General features: G+C 75.9%; 13 protein-coding genes and 1 pseudogene. 7 read left to right on the top strand and 7 right to left on the bottom strand.

Annotated features, from left to right (window positions below; genetic code table 11):
* The first annotated feature begins 71 nt into the window (after window positions 1-71).
* From ACFY07_RS21505 to recX, 5 genes are all read left to right on the top strand, one after another.
* Window positions 72-1,697: a S8 family serine peptidase gene (locus ACFY07_RS21505; protein ID WP_390870640.1), complete on the top strand. Its 1,626-nt coding sequence runs from the start codon at window positions 72-74 to the stop codon at window positions 1,695-1,697.
* A 172-nt stretch (window positions 1,698-1,869) separates the two neighbouring features.
* Window positions 1,870-2,064: a DUF3046 domain-containing protein gene (locus tag ACFY07_RS21500; protein WP_230654543.1), complete on the top strand. Its 195-nt coding sequence runs from the start codon at window positions 1,870-1,872 to the stop codon at window positions 2,062-2,064.
* A 155-nt stretch (window positions 2,065-2,219) separates the two neighbouring features.
* Complete coding sequence (locus ACFY07_RS21495) at window positions 2,220-3,602, top strand: AI-2E family transporter (RefSeq protein ID WP_390870638.1); 1,383 nt, start codon at window positions 2,220-2,222, stop codon at window positions 3,600-3,602.
* A 207-nt stretch (window positions 3,603-3,809) separates the two neighbouring features.
* The gene (gene recA, locus ACFY07_RS21490; protein ID WP_390870636.1) at window positions 3,810-4,946 is read left to right on the top strand and encodes a recombinase RecA; all 1,137 of its coding nucleotides are present in this window, start codon (window positions 3,810-3,812) and stop codon (window positions 4,944-4,946) included.
* Between the two features lie 7 nt (window positions 4,947-4,953).
* Complete coding sequence (recX, locus tag ACFY07_RS21485; protein ID WP_390870634.1) at window positions 4,954-5,739, top strand: recombination regulator RecX; 786 nt, start codon at window positions 4,954-4,956, stop codon at window positions 5,737-5,739.
* Between the two features lie 468 nt (window positions 5,740-6,207).
* Here the strand turns inward: recX and ACFY07_RS21480 are convergent.
* From ACFY07_RS21480 to ACFY07_RS21450, 7 genes and pseudogenes are all read right to left on the bottom strand, one after another.
* Window positions 6,208-6,600, bottom strand: a pseudogene (locus tag ACFY07_RS21480) (rhodanese-like domain-containing protein); the annotation flags it as partial.
* Window positions 6,588-7,103 carry a cysteine dioxygenase gene (locus ACFY07_RS21475; protein WP_390870632.1) on the bottom strand — a complete coding sequence of 172 codons (516 nt, stop codon included), beginning with the start codon at window positions 7,101-7,103 and terminating at the stop codon, window positions 6,588-6,590. The pseudogene ACFY07_RS21480 and the gene ACFY07_RS21475, both read right to left, overlap by 13 nt.
* Window positions 7,104-7,847: 744 nt before the next feature.
* Window positions 7,848-9,512: an FAD-dependent monooxygenase gene (locus tag ACFY07_RS21470; RefSeq protein WP_390870630.1), complete on the bottom strand. Its 1,665-nt coding sequence runs from the start codon at window positions 9,510-9,512 to the stop codon at window positions 7,848-7,850.
* A 279-nt stretch (window positions 9,513-9,791) separates the two neighbouring features.
* Window positions 9,792-10,697, bottom strand: a complete 906-nt coding sequence (locus tag ACFY07_RS21465) for an amino acid ABC transporter permease (protein ID WP_390870628.1) — start codon at window positions 10,695-10,697, stop codon at window positions 9,792-9,794.
* On the bottom strand, window positions 10,694-11,335 hold the full coding sequence (locus tag ACFY07_RS21460; protein WP_374228205.1) for an amino acid ABC transporter permease: 642 nt from the start codon (window positions 11,333-11,335) through the stop codon (window positions 10,694-10,696). Before ACFY07_RS21460 ends, ACFY07_RS21465 begins: the two co-directional genes overlap by 4 nt.
* A gap of 88 nt (window positions 11,336-11,423) precedes the next feature.
* Entirely contained in the window at window positions 11,424-12,311 is an 888-nt protein-coding gene (locus tag ACFY07_RS21455) for a glutamate ABC transporter substrate-binding protein (protein WP_390870626.1), read from the bottom strand.
* 161 nt (window positions 12,312-12,472) lie between these two features.
* Entirely contained in the window at window positions 12,473-13,246 is a 774-nt protein-coding gene (locus ACFY07_RS21450; protein WP_304944847.1) for an amino acid ABC transporter ATP-binding protein, read from the bottom strand.
* A gap of 441 nt (window positions 13,247-13,687) precedes the next feature.
* Here ACFY07_RS21450 and ACFY07_RS21445 point away from each other — a divergent pair, with 441 nt between their 5' ends.
* On the top strand, window positions 13,688-14,479 hold the full coding sequence (locus ACFY07_RS21445; protein WP_390870624.1) for a response regulator transcription factor: 792 nt from the start codon (window positions 13,688-13,690) through the stop codon (window positions 14,477-14,479).
* Between the two features lie 6 nt (window positions 14,480-14,485).
* Window positions 14,486-15,880 carry a sensor histidine kinase gene (locus tag ACFY07_RS21440; protein WP_390870622.1) on the top strand — a complete coding sequence of 465 codons (1,395 nt, stop codon included), beginning with the start codon at window positions 14,486-14,488 and terminating at the stop codon, window positions 15,878-15,880.
* The last annotated feature ends 27 nt before the right edge of the window (window positions 15,881-15,907 follow it).

The following is a 15,907-nucleotide window of genomic DNA, read 5'->3' as shown; positions in this document are numbered from 1 at the left end:
TCACATTCTGCTCATATCGTATGAAAGGGCCTGTGGTCTCCCGCAGGGCGCCGGCGACGGTTGGAGGTGCGGTGCAGCAGGTCAGGAGCCGCCGTACCCTCCTCCTGCCCGTCCGGTGCCTGGTCGTGCTCTCGCTCGCCGCACTGATCCTCGGCGGGGCCGTCCCCTACATGGGCGGCCCCGGCCACGCCTACCTCGGCTACCTGGTCGTCGCCGACCGCGACGACGCGTCCGGCGCAGCCCTCGCCGGACGGGAGGTGCGCGCGGCCGGCGGCACCGTCGTCCAGGACTACCCCCAGATCGGCGTGGTCCTCGCCTACGCCGACAGCCGTTCCTTCGCGGACCGGCTGCGGCGGCGCCCCGGCATCGCCGAGGCCGGCGCCGCCCGCACCGCCCCCGTGCCCGCGCCCCCCGGGAGCCTGGCGGACCCCGGAGACCTCCGCCGCCCCGGCGGCCCCCGGTCCCCGCGCGGCGCCGCCTCCAGGCCTGAGGGTGCCGTCCCCGGGCCGCAGGACGCCGCCCCCGCCCCGCAGGACGCCGCCCCCGCCCGGGGACGCCCGGCGGACCTGCTCCCGGCGGACGACACCCCGACCGTCCCGGACCCCCGCGAGCGGCCCGCCTGGAACCTGGAGATGATCGGCGCCGACCCGGGACCGGGCGGCGACGTCGCCGGACTGCCCAGCGGGTTCGGCGGCGACCGGCGGCAGGAGGCGCTCGGCCGCGTGGTGGTGGCCGTCCTGGACTCCGGCGTGGACGACAGCCACCCCGACCTGCGCGCCGCGGTCGACCCGGACCGCTCGGCCTCCTGCGCCGACGGCAGGCCCGACCGCTCCGACGGCGCCTGGCGGCCCGACGGCACCATCCCCGAGAGCGGCCACGGCACCCACGTCGCCGGCATCGTCGGCGCGGCCCGGGACGGCGACGGCGTGGTCGGGGTGGCCCCCGGCGTGCGGATCGCCGCCGTGCGGCTGCTCGGCCCGCAGGGCCAGTACTACGCCGAGAACATCGTCTGCGGGCTGCTGTGGGCGGCCGACCACGGGGCCCGCGCCATCAACGACAGCTACTTCTCCGACCCGTGGAAGTACAACTGCCCCGAGGACCCCGACCAGGCGGCCGTCATCGCCGCCGTCGCCCGCGCGGTGCGCTACGCCCAGGAGCGCGGCGCCGTGGTGGTCGCCTCGGCCGGCAACGACGCCCAGGACCTCGGGGCGCCCCGCACCGACGCCCGCAGCCCCAACGACCGGACCGCCGGCGCCGCCCCGGTGGTCCGCACCCTCGGCAGCGAGTGCATCCGCCTGCCGGCGGAGCTGCCCGGGGTCGTCGCGGTGAGCGCCGTGGAGCGCTCCGGCGCGCTCGCCGGGTACTCCAACTACGGCGGCGGCCGGATCACGCTCGCCGCACCCGGCGGCGACCCGGACGGCGGTTCGGCCCGTGCCGTGGTCTCGGACTGGCCGGGCGGGCGCTACGCGGCGCTGGCCGGCACCTCGATGGCGGCCGCGCACGTCACCGGCGCGGTGGCGCTGGCGGCGGCCGCCCACCCGGACTGGGGCTCGGACCGGCTGCGGGAGGCGCTGGCCGCCGCGGCGCGGCGGGGGCGCTGCCCGCTCGGGCCGGAGCTGTGCGCGGACCCGCGCTACTTCGGCGCCGGGGTGCTCGCCGTCCCGCCGGACCCGCCCGCGCCCGGGTCCGGCCCGTAGCCGCCCCGCGTCCCCGTACCGGGGCCACCGGACCGCCCGACCGCCCGCCCGGGGCCGCGCGCCCGGGACCCCGGGTGCGGGGCGGCCGCGGCGGCGGTCCCCGCGGCGGCGCCGGTGCGTCGGGCGGCCGCCCCCGACGGCGGGGGCGGCGCGGGGCGCCATACTGGACGCCATGCGGCTGACAGAGTTCTGGCGGAGGATGAACGCCCACTTCGGCGAGGCGTACGCGGACAGCTTCGCCCGCGACCACGTGATGACCGAGCTCGGCGGGCGCACCGTCCACCAGGCCCTGGACGCGGGGTGGGAGGCCAAGGACGTCTGGCGCGCGGTGTGCGCGGCGATGGAGGTGCCCGCGGCCCACCGCTGAGCCCTCCGGGAACCCGTGAACCCCGGGCCCCGTGCCCCCGGGGCTCCGCTCCCCGGTGCGCCCCGGGCCGCCGGGCCTGCGGCGGAGGGGGCGGCGGGGTGGCGGGGTGGCGGGCCCGTGCGCGGGCCGCTGCATGCATGGGTGAGACTGGGCCTGTGGCCGGCAGCGACGAACCCCAGCAGACCCCCGGGATGCCGCAGGGACCCGGGCCCCGGCAGACCCCCGGCGCCCCCGGGTCCGCGCCCGCACCGGAGCGCGCCTCCCGGTGGGGCGAGGCCATGCCCCGCTGGCTCCCCAGGGCGCTGCTGCTCGGCTTCGCCTTCGCGGGGCTCTTCGAGTTCGCCGACTGGGCCTTCCACCGGCTGGTCGGCCTCTTCACCATGCTCCTGGTCTCCTTCTTCCTGTCCCTGGCGATGGAGCCCGCCGTGGACCGGATGGCGGCCCGCGGGGTGCGGCGCGGCCTCGGCACCCTCGTCGTCTTCCTGGTGGTGCTGCTCTGCATGGCCGGCTTCCTGGCCGCCCTGGGAACCCTCCTGGTCGACCAGGTCGGCCAGGTGGCGCGGCAGCTGCCGCACCTGCTGGACGACCTGGTCCGCCGGGTCAACGCCACCTTCCACACGCAGCTGACCCTGGACGAGCTGCAGCGGCGAATCCTGCGGGACTCCGGCGACGTCGAGCGGTACGCCCAGCAGGCCGCCGGGAACGTCTGGGGCCTGTCCAGCACGCTGGTGGGCGGCCTCTTCCGTCTCTTCACCATCGCCCTCTTCACCTTCTACTTCACGGCGGACGGCCCCCGGGTGCGCCGCACGGTCTGCTCGCTGCTGCCGCCGTCGCGGCAGGCCGAAGTGCTGCGCGCCTGGGAGATCGCCCTCGCCAAGACCGGCGGGTACCTCTACTCGCGCGCCCTGCTGGCGCTCTTCTCCGCCGTGGCGCACGCGGCGCTCCTGTTCGCCCTGGGCATCCCGTACGCGGCCGCGCTCGCGGTCTGGGTGGGCGTGGTCTCGCAGTTCGTGCCGACCATCGGCACCTACCTGGCCGGGGCGCTGCCGATCCTGGTGGCGCTCACCGTGGACCCGGTCGACGCGCTGTGGGTGCTGGTCTTCGTGGTCGTCTACCAGCAGGTGGAGAACTACCTGCTGCAGCCCCGGGTGACCGCGCGGACGGTGGAGGTGCACCCGGCGGTGGCGTTCGGCGCGGTGGTCGCGGGGGCCGCCCTGCTGGGAGGGGTGGGCGCGGTCATCGCCATCCCGGTGGCGGCGACCCTCCAGGGGTTCGTCAGCACGTACGTGCGGCGCTACGAGGTCGCCCACGACCCGCGGATCGACCGGGGCGAGGCGCGGCGGCTGCGGCGGCTGCGGCGCGCCGAGGCGGCCCGGCGCCTGCGCCGGCTCGTCTCCCGCCGCCGCCGCGGCGGCGGCGGCGGGACCGGCCCCGGGGCGGGTCCCGGCAGGGGTGGCGGCGGGGACTCCGGCGGTCGGGACGGCGGTCGGGACGGCGGCGGGGACGGATCCGCGGCGGGCGGTCCGGACCGCGGCTGAGGGCGCTCCCGCGGGGCGCCGGTGCTGCCCCGGGGTGTCCCGGGCTCGGTCCCGGGGTGCCGTTCCCCCCGGTAATCGAACTTGTGTTCTGCATGCTGGTTCCCGGCGGGTTGTCCACAGGCGGGGCCGCCCGGGCCCGATTGTCAGTGGTACGCGCTAGCGTCGAGGACGATGAAGCGCACAGCACAAACCAGCAGGGTGGAATCCATGGCAGGTACCGATCGCGAGCGGGCCCTCGAGACCGCACTCGCGCAGATCGAGCGACAGTTCGGCAAGGGGTCGGTGATGCGCCTCGGTGACGAGGCGCGTGCACCGATCGAGGTCATCCCGACCGGCTCCATCGCCCTGGACGTCGCCCTCGGCGTCGGCGGGCTCCCGCGCGGCCGCGTGGTGGAGGTCTACGGTCCGGAGTCCTCCGGCAAGACGACCATCGCCCTCCACGCGGTGGCCAACGCCCAGCGGGCCGGCGGCATCGTGGCGTTCGTGGACGCCGAGCACGCCCTCGACCCCGACTACGCGAAGAAGCTGGGCGTCGACACCGACGCCCTCCTGGTCTCGCAGCCCGACACGGGCGAGCAGGCCCTGGAGATCACGGACATGCTGATCCGCTCCGGGGCCATCGACCTCATCGTCATCGACTCGGTGGCGGCCCTGGTGCCGCGCGCCGAGATCGAGGGCGAGATGGGCGACTCGCACGTGGGCCTCCAGGCCCGCCTGATGAGCCAGGCGCTGCGGAAGATCACCGGTGCGCTCAACCAGTCCAAGACCACCGCGATCTTCATCAACCAGCTCCGCGAGAAGGTCGGCGTGATGTTCGGCTCCCCCGAGACCACCACCGGTGGCCGGGCGCTGAAGTTCTACGCCTCGGTGCGCCTGGACATCCGCCGCATCGAGACCCTCAAGGACGGCACCGAGGCGGTCGGCAACCGCACCCGGGTCAAGGTCGTCAAGAACAAGGTGGCCTCGCCGTTCAAGCAGGCCGAGTTCGACATCCTCTACGGCGTGGGCATCAGCCGCGAGGGCGGCCTGATCGACATGGGTGTGGAGCACGGCTTCATCCGCAAGTCGGGCGCCTGGTACACCTACGAGGGCGACCAGCTCGGCCAGGGCAAGGAGAACGCGCGCAACTTCCTGCGCGACAACCCCGACCTCGCCGACGAGATCGAGAAGAAGATCAAGGAGAAGCTGGGCGTCGGACCGCGCGTCGACACCCCCGCCGCCGACCCGGCGGACCCGGCCGCCGCGACTGCTCCGGCCGTCCCGGCCGCCGCCGACGACGCGGCCAAGCCCATCACGGCCACCGCCGCCAAGGCCGCGGCGGCCAAGAAGACCGCCAAGGCCTGATCCGCCGATGCGGAGCAGCGCCGAGCCGCCCGTCCCCGGCGGAGCACCGGGGACGGGCGACTGGGGTCCCCTGGACTGGTGCGCCAGCGGCGTCGGGGGCACCTCGTACCAGCAGCAGGAGCCGCGACCGGAACCCGGACCGGCTGCGCCCGACGGGGACGGGGGCGAACCGCCGCCGTCCGCGCCGGCCCGCCGGTCCCCGGCCGGGTCCGGCCGACGCACGCGCACCGGCCGGTCCGGGCGTACGGCGGGCTCCTCCTCCCGTGCGGAGGAGGAGCCCGACACGCGGGATCCCGCGACGCAGGCGCGGGCGATCTGCCTGCGGCTGCTCACCGGGTCGCCGCGCACCCGCAGGCAGCTCGCGGACGCCCTGCGCAGGCGGGGCATCCCCGAGGAGGCCGCCGAGGAGGTGCTCTCCCGGTTCGAGGACGTGGGCCTGATCGACGACGCGGCCTTCGCCGGAGCCTGGGTGGAGTCCCGTCACGCCGGCCGCGGGCTGGCCCGGCGCGCCCTCGCCCGGGAGCTGCGTTCCCGGGGGGTCTCCGGCGACGTGGCCGACGAGGCGGTCGCCCGGCTCGACCCGGAGCAGGAGGCGCAGACCGCCCGCGCCCTGGTGGACCGCAAGCTGCGCTCCACCCGCGGCCTCGACCGGCAGGTGCGCATCCGCCGCCTGGCCGGGATGCTCGCCCGCCGCGGCTACCCCGAGGGCCTGGCCCTGCGGGTCGTGCGGGAGGCGCTCGCCGAGGAGGGCGAGTCCGGCGAGGCACTGGACCACTGGCTGCCCGACGACTGAGCACCCGACGACCGAGCACCGGGCGGCCGGACACCCGACAGCCGGACACCCGACAGCCGGGCGCAGGACGGTTGGACCCGTGGAGACCGGCTCCCGACGGCTCGGCGCACGATCACGGAGCACCCCGACCGTCGAGCCGCCCGGTGATTGCCGCCCGGTGGGTGCCGCCCGGCGGTTGCTGTCCGCCGGTCCGGCCGCCGGAGGGGTCCCCGGTCCGCCGACAGGGCTTCGGGTGTCCGGTGCCGGTCCGGGCCGTGCGGTGGCCTTCCCGTCCGGGCCGGTGCGCGGGGGGCGCGCCGGATCCCGGCAGTGGAGCGGGGCCTGCGGCCGGCGGGCTCACACCCCCGGCACGGCACACACCGCACGGCCGACCGCCCTGCCGTCCGCTGCGCCGCCGTCCGTTCGCCGGCATCCGTTCTGCCGCCGGCCGCTCCGACTCTGCTCACTGCGGCCCGGCGCCGGCGGATCGACGGGCAGGCCGGCGGCGGCCCACGCCTGGAAGCCGCCGACCAGGTCGGTGGCCCGGTGCAGGCCGAGTTCCCGCAGGGAGGCCGCGGCGAGGGAGGAGGCGTAGCCCTCGTTGCAGAGCACGATCACGCGCAGGCCGTGGTGGACGGCCTCGGGCAGCCGGTGGTCGCACTGCGGGTCGAGACGCCACTCCAGTTCGTTGCGCTCGACGACCAGGGCGCCGGGCACCGTCCCGTCCCGTGCGCGCAGCGCGGCGTAGCGGATGTCGACCAGCAGCGCCCCCTGCTCCCGCACGGCGGCATCCGCCTGACGGGGCGTCACCCTGTCGAGGCGGGCGCGGACCGCCGCGAGGACCTGGTCGATGCTGCGGGGTGTTTTTGTCACCGCGTCCACTCCTCGGACTCCTCGACGGCTTCCAGGCGCAGTACCTGTCCGTCCCTGCTGTAGCGCCGCAGCAGGGGCAGCGGCGGGTGGTAGACGTGCACCGAGACGGCGTGCCCCTCCGGTGAGGCGTTCACCACCTGGTGCACGTGGTGGGGGCCGAACGCCCGCCCTCGCCCGGCCGGGAGGTCGCGTTCGCGGTCGACGCCCTCCACCAGCTCCAGCGTCCGCCACCCCTCGGTGGGCAGCTCCGCGGCCAGCGACTGCTCGGTGAGCCGGCCCGCGGCGGTGGCGAAGGCGCCGCGGGAGCCGCCGTGGTCGTGCCAGCCGGTTCCGCTCCCCGGCGGCCAGCCGATCACCCAGGCCTCGCTGCCGCCGGGCCCCTCCAGCGCGATCCAGGTCCGCTCCTTCGGACGGAGCGGCAGCCGGGCCAGGACGCCGGGGTCGGCGGCGGTGCGGTGGGCGAAGTCCAGCAGCTCGGCGAGCGAGGGGCCGCCGTCCGCAGGAGCGGCCACCACGGGAGCGGCTGCGGCAGGAGCGGCCGCCGGGGTCCCGGTCCTCGGGTTCTCGGCCGCCCGGCTGCCGGCCGCCGGGTTCCCCCGCGTCACGCGTGCGGACACCGGCGGGGCAGGCGCGGATGTACGGGAGGAGGCGGCGTATGTGCGGGTGGATGCGGATGCGGATGCGGATGCGGACGCGGATGAGTCGGTGCGGGGCAAGGAGGACCGTCCTGGGGCGGCGCCCGGATGCGGGCGACTGCGGGTGCGGATGGCCCGGCCGGGAGTGCGGCGGGGCGACTGCGCTGGGCGCGACGGCGCGGACGGCGCGGGCTGCGGGGCGGCGGCCGGCGGGATCCGCGGACGGGGTCGGTCAGACGGCGCAGCGGCAACACAGGCAGCCGACGTACCGGACCGTGTCCAGGTGCGTACGGCGGAAGAGCCTGATGCCGAGAAGTCCCACGGTCGGACTCAACCACGTGGGCGGAACCCGGTCAAGGACGCATTGCGGCGCCGTCGGCGGCCCGCACCCCCGCACCCCCGCATCCCGCACCCCCGCATCCCGCAGCACCGCAGCACCGCCGTCCCGCGGTGCTGCTCCCCTGCGAGCCGCTCCTGGCGCCGGTGGCCTGCTCAGCCGCGCCGCCGACCGCCGCGTGCGGCCCCCGTGCCCGACCCGTGCGTTCGGCCTCCGGGCTCACCGCACGGGTCCGACCCCCGGGTCCGACCCCTGGGGCCGACCCCCGGGGCCGACCGGCAGGCTCAGCCGGCGGGCTCCGCGGCGGGCAGGGCGGCGGGGCCGCCGCGGGCGCGGTCCGCGAGCTCCCGCAGCTCCTCCGGCCGGTGCCCCTGGACCGTGCCGACCAGGTGGCCGTCCGGCCGGACCAGCAGCACGGTGTGGGCGGCCGCACCCTCGTACACCTCGGCCACCACCACCTCGGCGGGCGCCGGCAGCGCCGCGGCGGACGCCGCGAGCCGCGGCATCAGCCCGGCCCCCAGCCAGTGCTCGCTGGCCCACACCCCCGTGCCGGGGGCCACCAGCACCAGCAGGAACCCGCGGCCGAGCCGTTCGTACAGCCGGTGGTGCGCGCCGTCGGCGGTGATCACCGGGACGTCCGGCACCAGGACGCCCGACGCCGTGGAGGCCATGCCCTCCGAGAGTGCGGTGGCGCCCCGCCCGCCCCGGCCGCCGCCCGCCCCGCCGGACCGGGCCGGGCCGCCGGGGCCGCCCGGGTAGGCCGGGGGGCTGCCGAAGCGCCCGGTGCCGAGCGTGCCGTCGGCCAGCAGCGGGGCGTGCCGGCGGAAGGAGCCGGACAGCAGGCTGCGCCGGGCCTGCTGCCAGCCCTTGACGGGCCGCAGCAGCGGCATGGCCTGGTCCACGGCCCGCAGCCGTGCGCCGACCGCGCCGCGCCGCTCGGCCTCGTAGGAGTCCAGCAGGGCGTCGCCGGCGTGGTGGTGCCAGACGAGGGCGAGCTTCCAGGCGAGGTTGGCGGCGTCCCGCAGCCCGTCGTCCAGGTTCTGCATGCCGAGCGCACCGTGCAGGTGGGCGGCGTCGCCGGCGAGGAAGCAGCGCCCGGTGCGGAACCGCCCGGCGAGCCGCTGCTGCACGGTGTGGTCGGCGGCCGCCAGCAGCTCGTAGCGGGGGACCTCGCCGCACCAGCCCGCCAGGGTGGCGCGGACCCGGGCGACCAGGGTGTCGCCGGTGACGATGCCGGGCCAGGTGGCGTGCGGGTCGACGGGTTCGGCGGGGGAGGGGCGGCCGGGCGGCAGCCGCCAGTCGAGCCGCCACACGCCGTCGGGCAGCGGGCGGGCCAGGGCCTCGCGGTCGCCGTGCCACGGCGGGTCGCGGTGCAGCCGGGCCTCGCCGGGGAAGGGCAGGTCGACACGGAGGGTGGCGACGGCGTACCGGTCGACGGCCGTCCGGCCGGGGAAGCGGACGCGCAGCAGGCGGCGCACCGTGGACCGGGCGCCGTCGCAGCCGACGAGGTGGCTGCCGCGCCACCAGGTGGACCGGCCGTCCTGGGCGTGCCGGGTGAGCACGCCCACCCCGTCGCCGTCCTGCTCCAGCTCCTCGACGCGCTGCAGCGGCACCAGTTCGACCAGCGGCTCGGCGCCGGCGGCGTCCCGCAGGCCGCGCTGGAGGCGGTGCTGGGGCAGGTGGAGGACGGGCGTCGCGGACAGGTCGAGGCTGAGCACCTCCTGGCGGCGTCGCAGGACGTGCCAGGCGTCCCAGGCGGCGCCGTCGGCGGCGGCGCGCGTGTAGCCGAGCCGGGCGAGCTGGGCCGCGGTGTCCGGGCGCAGGACGGTGGTGCGGGGCGACTCCGGGCACAGGCCCGGTCCGTCGTCGAGGACGACGCTGGGCACCTCGTGGCGGGCGAGGTCGAGCGCGAGGGCGAGGCCGACCGGTCCGGCCCCGATGATGATCACCGGATCCACGGTGCGGCTCCCGGGAGGGGCTGCGGGGGTCGCGTACGGCGCAGCCGACGGTGTGTCGGTCCGCCCGGTGGGCCGCCTGGCCGCAGTACCCCGCATCCTGTCACGAAGAGCAATGCAACAGATCGCCGGGGGGCGCGTCAAGCAGCTCCGGGTGCACGCCGGATCGCGCCGCGGAGACCGGGGAGCCCCCGGGGCGCCGGGCGCTCCGGGGGCTGTTGATGCTGCGTCGGCCGAGGCGGTCCGCTCCCCGGCGGTCCGCCTCCCGCCGGCTCACTCCCCGGTGGCCGCCGATCCCGCGGCCGCGGGCCCCGCCGCGGCCGGCAGGCCCGCGCCGCCCGTCCCCGCGTCCTTCGCCGGTGCGCCGGGCCCCGCGCCGCGGTTCCGGCGGCCGCGGGTCTCCAGCCACCGGGCCAGGCCGGACAGGGCCAGGCACAGGCCGATGTAGACCGGCGCGATCACGAGTACGACCGGCACGTAGGGGTAGCCCTCGGCGGTGCTGGTGGTGCCCGCGATCAGCTTGCCGACGTACAGCAGCTCCTCGTAGGTGATGATGTAGCCGAGCGACGTGTCCTTGAGGGTGACGACCAGTTGGCTGAGCACCGACGGCAGCATCGCCCGGACGGCCTGCGGCACCAGCACGCCGCCCATGACCTGGGACTTGCGCATGCCGAGCGCGTACGCCGCCTCGGCCTGCCCCCGGGGCACGGCGTTGATGCCGGCGCGGAAGATCTCGGCCTGCACCGAGCCGTTGTACAGCGTCAGGCCCGTCACCAGCGCCCACAGCGGTGCGTCGCCGAAGAGCCCCTGGTAGAGCGCGAAGATCATGATGACCAGCGGCATCGCCCGGAAGAACTCGACGAAGGCGGTGCAGAACCAGCGCACCGGCCGGTGGTCCGAGAGCCGCCCGGCCGCCAGCAGCGCGCCGAGGAGCAGCGACAGCACGGCGGCGAACGCGAACGCGGTCAGGGTGTCCTGCAGCCCGTGCAGCAGCCGCTCCTGCACGTTCTTGTACTGGAACGGCGCCCACATGTCGGCCGAGAACTGCCCGTGCGAGGCCAGCCGCGCCACCGCCACCCAGACCAGGGCGGCGATGCCCGCGGTGGCGAGCACGCCGACGGCGAGGTTGCGCCGGCGGGCCCGGGGGCCCGGGGCGTCGTAGAGGACGCTGCCGCTCATCGTGCCACCGCCAGTCGGTTCTCCAGGGCGCGGAACAGCCCGCTGATCGCGAAGGTGATGACGAGGTAGCCCACGGCCACCCAGAAGAAGATCGCGACGATGTCGTAGCCGCGCTCGTTCCAGGTCCGCATCACGCCGTAGAGCTCGAAGACGTTGAACGCGCCGGCGATCGCGGAGTTCTTGGCGAGCGCGATCAGGACGGACCCGAGGGGCGCCACCACCGTGCGGGTGGCCTGGGGCAGCACCACCAGGCGCAGCGTCTGGCCGAAGGTCATGCCCAGGCTGCGGGCCGCCTCGGCCTGGCCCAGCGGCACCGTGTTGATGCCCGAGCGCACCGCCTCGCAGACGAAGCTGGAGGTGTAGCAGCCCAGCGCCAGCACGGCGAAGGTGAAGTAGTCCAGCGAGACGCCGATCTTCGGCAGGCCGAAGACGACGGCGAAGAAGAGCAGGACGAGCGGGGTGTTGCGGAGCACGTTCACCCAGACCGTGCCGAAGACGCGCAGCGGCGGCACGGGCGAGACGCGGAAGGCGGCCAGCAGCACCCCCAGCAGCAGGGCGAGCAGGCCGCTGATCGCGGTCAGCTCGACCGTGTGCAGGAAGCCGTCGCGGAAGAGTGCGAGGTTGTGGTCGCGGAACAGGAGGTCCAAGGCGGCCTTCCTCCTCCCGGGGTGGGGATTCGGGCGTGGCCGGGGCGGCGGCCGGACGGCCGCCGCCCCGGGGGTTCGGTCAGTAGCGGACGAGCTGCGGGGGCGTGGCGTTCGACCCGGACTTGCCGAGCGTCGCGTCGTACGCCTTCTTCCAGTCGCCGTTCTTCTCGTGCGCCTCGATCGCGTTGTTGATCGCGTCGCGCAGCGGCTTGTCGGCCCTGTTGAGGCCGACGCCGTAGGGCTCCTGGGAGAACGGCTTGCCGACGACCTTGAGCTTGCCCTCGTACTTGGCGGCGTAGCCCTTGAGGATGGCGTCGTCGGTGGTGACGGCGTCGACCGAGCCGTCGAGCAGCTTGTCGACGCACTGCGAGTAGGTGTCGAAGGCGACGATCTGCGCGCCGTACTTCCGGATCCGCTCGATGGAGGTCGAGCCGGTCGCCGAGCAGACCTTCTTGCCCTTGGTGGCCTCGGGGCCGGTGATGTCCGTGTTGTCCTTGGCGACCAGCAGGTCCTGGCCGGCGACGTAGTACGGGCCGGCGAAGGAGACCTTCTGCTTGCGGTCCTCGTTGATGGTGTAGGTGCCGACGTAGTAGTCGACCTCGCCGCCGGAGATCGCCGTCTCGCGGTTGGTCGACGGGACGGTCTTGAACTCCACCTTGTCGGCGGGGAAGCCCAGGTCGGCGGCGACCATCTTGGCGATCTCGATGTCGAAGCCGGTGCGGGTGCCGTTGGCGACGTCCTCGAAGCCGAGGTTCGGCTGGTCGGCCTTGGCGCCGACGATCAGCTTGCCGCGCTTCTTCGCCGCGTCGAAGGTGGGGGAGCCGGAGATTGAGACGTCCTTCTTCACCTCGTACGAGGAGGCGGGGCCCGAGCTGTCGCCGTTCGGCGACCCCTCCTTGCCGCACGCGGCGACGGCGGTCAGGGCGAGCACGGCCAGTGCGGCCGCGGCGGTGCGACGAGTCCTCATGCGGGTTCTCTCCTTGGCGGGGTCTCGCCCGGCCCCCGGCCACGGGGAGCGGGCGTCGGCCTGCTCGGCGGCAGGGTGCGGGAGCGGACGGGTGCGGGAGCGGACGGGAGGAGGGGACGGGAGGGGGCGGGATCGGGCCGGAAGGGCGGCCGCGGCCCGGTTCAGTGGTGGAGGATCTTCGACAGGAAGTCCTTGGCCCGGTCGCTGCGGGGCGCGGTGAAGAAGGCCTCCGGGGTGTTCTCCTCGACGATGCGCCCGTCGGCCATGAAGACGACCCGGTTGGCGGCGGAGCGCGCGAAGCCCATCTCGTGGGTGACCACGATCATGGTCATGCCCTCGGCGGCCAGCTGCCGCATCACCTCCAGGACCTCGTTGATCATCTCGGGGTCCAGGGCGGAGGTGGGCTCGTCGAAGAGCATCACCTTGGGGTCCATGGCCAGGGCGCGGGCGATGGCGACACGCTGCTGCTGGCCGCCGGAGAGCTGCGCCGGGTACTTGTCGGCCTGGGCGCCGACGCCGACCCGGTCCAGCAGCGTCCGGGCCTTCGCCTCGGCCTGGTCGCGCGGCACCTTCCGCACCTTGACCTGGCCCATGACGACGTTCTCCAGCACCGTGCGGTGCGCGAAGAGGTTGAAGGACTGGAACACCATGCCGACCTCGGCGCGCAGCCGGGCCAGCTCCCGGCCCTCGGCGGGCAGCGGCCGGCCGTCCACGGTGATGGTGCCGGAGTCGACCGTCTCCAGCCTGTTGATCGTGCGGCAGAGGGTGGACTTGCCGGAGCCGGACGGGCCGATCACCACGACCACCTCGCCCGCGGCGATCTCCAGGTCGACGTCCTGGAGCACGTGCAGGGCACCGAAGTGCTTGTTCACGCCCTTCAGCGACACCAGGGCGTCGGCCCCGGCGGTGGTCCCGGAGGTGGCGGCCTCGGTCATGCGCACACTGCTCCTTCTCGCCGTCCTGCCGGCTGCTTCCGCCGGCTGCCCGTTCCCCGCCGGCCGTACCGGCTGTTCAGCCGGGGCGCGGACCGGCGGAGTCCGCAGCCCCGGTGGGGTGACCATAGGAGCGCATGCGACGCTCCGTCAGCAGATCTGAGCGGAACTTGAGGATCACGATCGGGACACGGAGGACCTCCCCGCAGGTGGCGGACGGCGCCGTCGGCAAGGTTCCAGGTCAATAACGGTACCTGCGGGTTCACCGGATCGGGGTTGACCGGGACGGGTGGCCTGGGCGTGGATTCAGGGAACCGCGGCGGCCTGCCGAAGCGACATGGACAGAGCGACAGCGACACGGACACCGACAGCGACACGGACGGGTCCGGACGGCACGGAGCCGGACGGCACCGTCAGGGAATCCGGGCGGAAGGGGAGAGCGGGATGCGCCTGCTCCTCGTCGAGGACGACGACCGCGTGGCGGCCGCCCTGGTGGCCGTACTCGGCAGGCACGGCTTCCAGGTGCGCCACGCCCGCAGCGGCAGTGAGGCGCTCGACGCGCTCGTGCCCGACGGCGCGGAGCCCTACCGCGTGGTGCTGCTCGACCTCGGCCTGCCCGACCGCGACGGCTTCGAGGTGTGCAGCCGGATCCGGGACTCCAGCGGGGTACCCGTGATCATGGTCACCGCGCGCGCCGACACCCGGTCCCGCATCCACGGCCTCAACCTCGGCGCCGACGACTACGTCACCAAGCCGTACGACATGGGCGAGCTGCTCGCCCGCATCCACGCCGTCGCCCGCCGCGGCTCCGCGCCGCCCGCCGACCGCACCGGCGCACCGGCCGCCGTCGACCGGGCCGCCGAGGCCGGTCCGCTGGCGGCCCGGGGCATCGCCATCGACCGGGAGTGCCGCCGGGTGACCGTGGAGGGCCGCGAGGTCCCGCTCACCCGCAAGGAGTTCGACCTGCTGGCGCTGCTCGCCCAGCACCCCGGCGTCGTCTACCGGCGGGAGCAGATCTTCAGCGAGGTGTGGCGCAGCGGCTGGGAGGGCAACGGCCGCACCCTGGAGGTCCACGTCGCCTCGCTGCGCGCCAAGCTCGCGCTGCCGGCACTGGTGGAGACGGTGCGCGGCGTCGGCTACCGGCTGGTCCCCGAGCCCCCGGACGGGCCGCCCGCCCCGCCCGCGGCGGCCCGGAACCAGGCGGCCCCGCCCCCGGCCCCCGGAAGCGGCCGCTGACCCGTCATGCGCACCCGCCTCCTCGGCATCCTCCTCTCCCTGATGGCCGGTGTCCTGGCCGCCCTCGGCGTGCCGCTCGCCGCCGCCGAGGCCGCCGCCGAGCAGCAGCGCGTCGTCGTCGACCGGATCGACGACTCCGCCCGCTTCGCGGGCCTCGCCCAGTACGTCCCCGCCGACAGCGGCGACTCCGCCCCGCTGGACGTCCTGCGTGCCGAGATCGTCCGGTACAGCGAGGTGTACGGCATCCGGGCCGGGGTCTTCTCCCGCAGCGGACGCGCCCTCGCCGTCTCCCCGGGCGGCTGGTGGAGCCAGGAGGACGGCCCCCGGAGCGAGCCGTTCCAGGAGGCGCTCGACGGCCGCCGCAGCCACAACCCCCCGCAGGTCTGGCCCTGGTCGGACGACCGCACCCTGACGGTCGCCTCCCCGGTGGTCCGCGACGGCGACGTGGTGGCCGTGGTCTACACCGACTCGCCCACCGGCGCGCTGCGCGCCCGCATCCTGCGCCGCTGGCTGCTGCTGGGCGCCGGCGAGGCCGCCGCCATGACCCTCGCCGTGCTGGCCTCCGTCCGCCTCACCGGCTGGGTGCTGCGTCCCGTGCGGGTCCTCGACCGGGCCACCCACGAGATCGCCACCGGACGGATGAACGCCCGCGTCGCCCCCGCCGGCGGCCCCCCGGAGCTGCGCCGCCTCGCCGGGTCCTTCAACGAGATGGCCGACCACGTGGAGCTGTCCATGCAGCGCCAGCGGGACTTCGTCGCCGACGCCTCCCACCAGCTGCGCAACCCGCTGGCCGCGCTCATGCTGCGGATCGAGCTGCTGGGCCTGGAACTGCCCGAGGGCCACGAGGAGGAGCTGGCCGCGGTGCGCGAGGAGGGCCGCCGCCTGGCCCGCGTCCTCGACGACCTCCTGGGGCTCGCCACCGCCGAGCACGCCCGCCCCGAGGCGGTCCGCACCGACCTGGTCAGGCTGGCGCTGGGGCGGGTGGACGCCTGGCGGCCGGTCGCCGGGCAGCGCGGTGTGGAGCTGGCCTGGGAGGGGCCGCCGATGGCCCTGGGCTGGACGGACCCCGTCGGCTTCGGCAGCGCGCTGGACGCGGTGGTCGACAACGCGCTGAAGTTCACCCCCCGCGGGGAGCCGGTGCGGGTGTCGGTGGCCCTGCGCGGCGACGACGTCGCCGTCACCGTGGCGGACGGCGGGCCCGGGCTGACCGACGAGGAGCTGGCACGGATCGGCGACCGCTTCTGGCGCAGCCCCCGCCACCAGAACGTCGACGGGTCCGGCCTCGGCCTCTCCATCGCCCGCACCCTGCTGGCGGCCACCGGCGGGGCGCTGGAGTTCGGCCCGGGCGAGCCGACGGGGCTGCGGGTGACCCTGACCGCCCCGCGCCGCACGGTGGACTGAGGCCGGAACCGGCCCCGGGACACCGCC

The organism is Streptomyces sp. NPDC001380, from assembly GCF_042895785.1.
GTDB lineage: Bacteria > Actinomycetota > Actinomycetes > Streptomycetales > Streptomycetaceae > Peterkaempfera.
This window is presented reverse-complemented; position numbering and strand designations above follow the sequence as displayed.

Bases quoted from the DNA above. Each gene is read 5' to 3' on its own strand.
- ACFY07_RS21500 (WP_230654543.1), top strand. From the start codon at position 1,870: ATGCGGCTGACAGAGTTCTGGCGGAGGATGAACGCCCACTTCGGCGAG.
- recA (WP_390870636.1), top strand. From the start codon at position 3,810: ATGGCAGGTACCGATCGCGAGCGGGCCCTCGAGACCGCACTCGCGCAG.
- recX (WP_390870634.1), top strand. From the start codon at position 4,954: ATGCGGAGCAGCGCCGAGCCGCCCGTCCCCGGCGGAGCACCGGGGACG.
- ACFY07_RS21465 (WP_390870628.1), bottom strand. From the start codon at position 10,697: ATGAGCGGCAGCGTCCTCTACGACGCCCCGGGCCCCCGGGCCCGCCGG.
- ACFY07_RS21455 (WP_390870626.1), bottom strand. From the start codon at position 12,311: ATGAGGACTCGTCGCACCGCCGCGGCCGCACTGGCCGTGCTCGCCCTG.
- ACFY07_RS21450 (WP_304944847.1), bottom strand. From the start codon at position 13,246: ATGACCGAGGCCGCCACCTCCGGGACCACCGCCGGGGCCGACGCCCTG.
- ACFY07_RS21445 (WP_390870624.1), top strand. From the start codon at position 13,688: ATGCGCCTGCTCCTCGTCGAGGACGACGACCGCGTGGCGGCCGCCCTG.
- ACFY07_RS21440 (WP_390870622.1), top strand. From the start codon at position 14,486: ATGCGCACCCGCCTCCTCGGCATCCTCCTCTCCCTGATGGCCGGTGTC.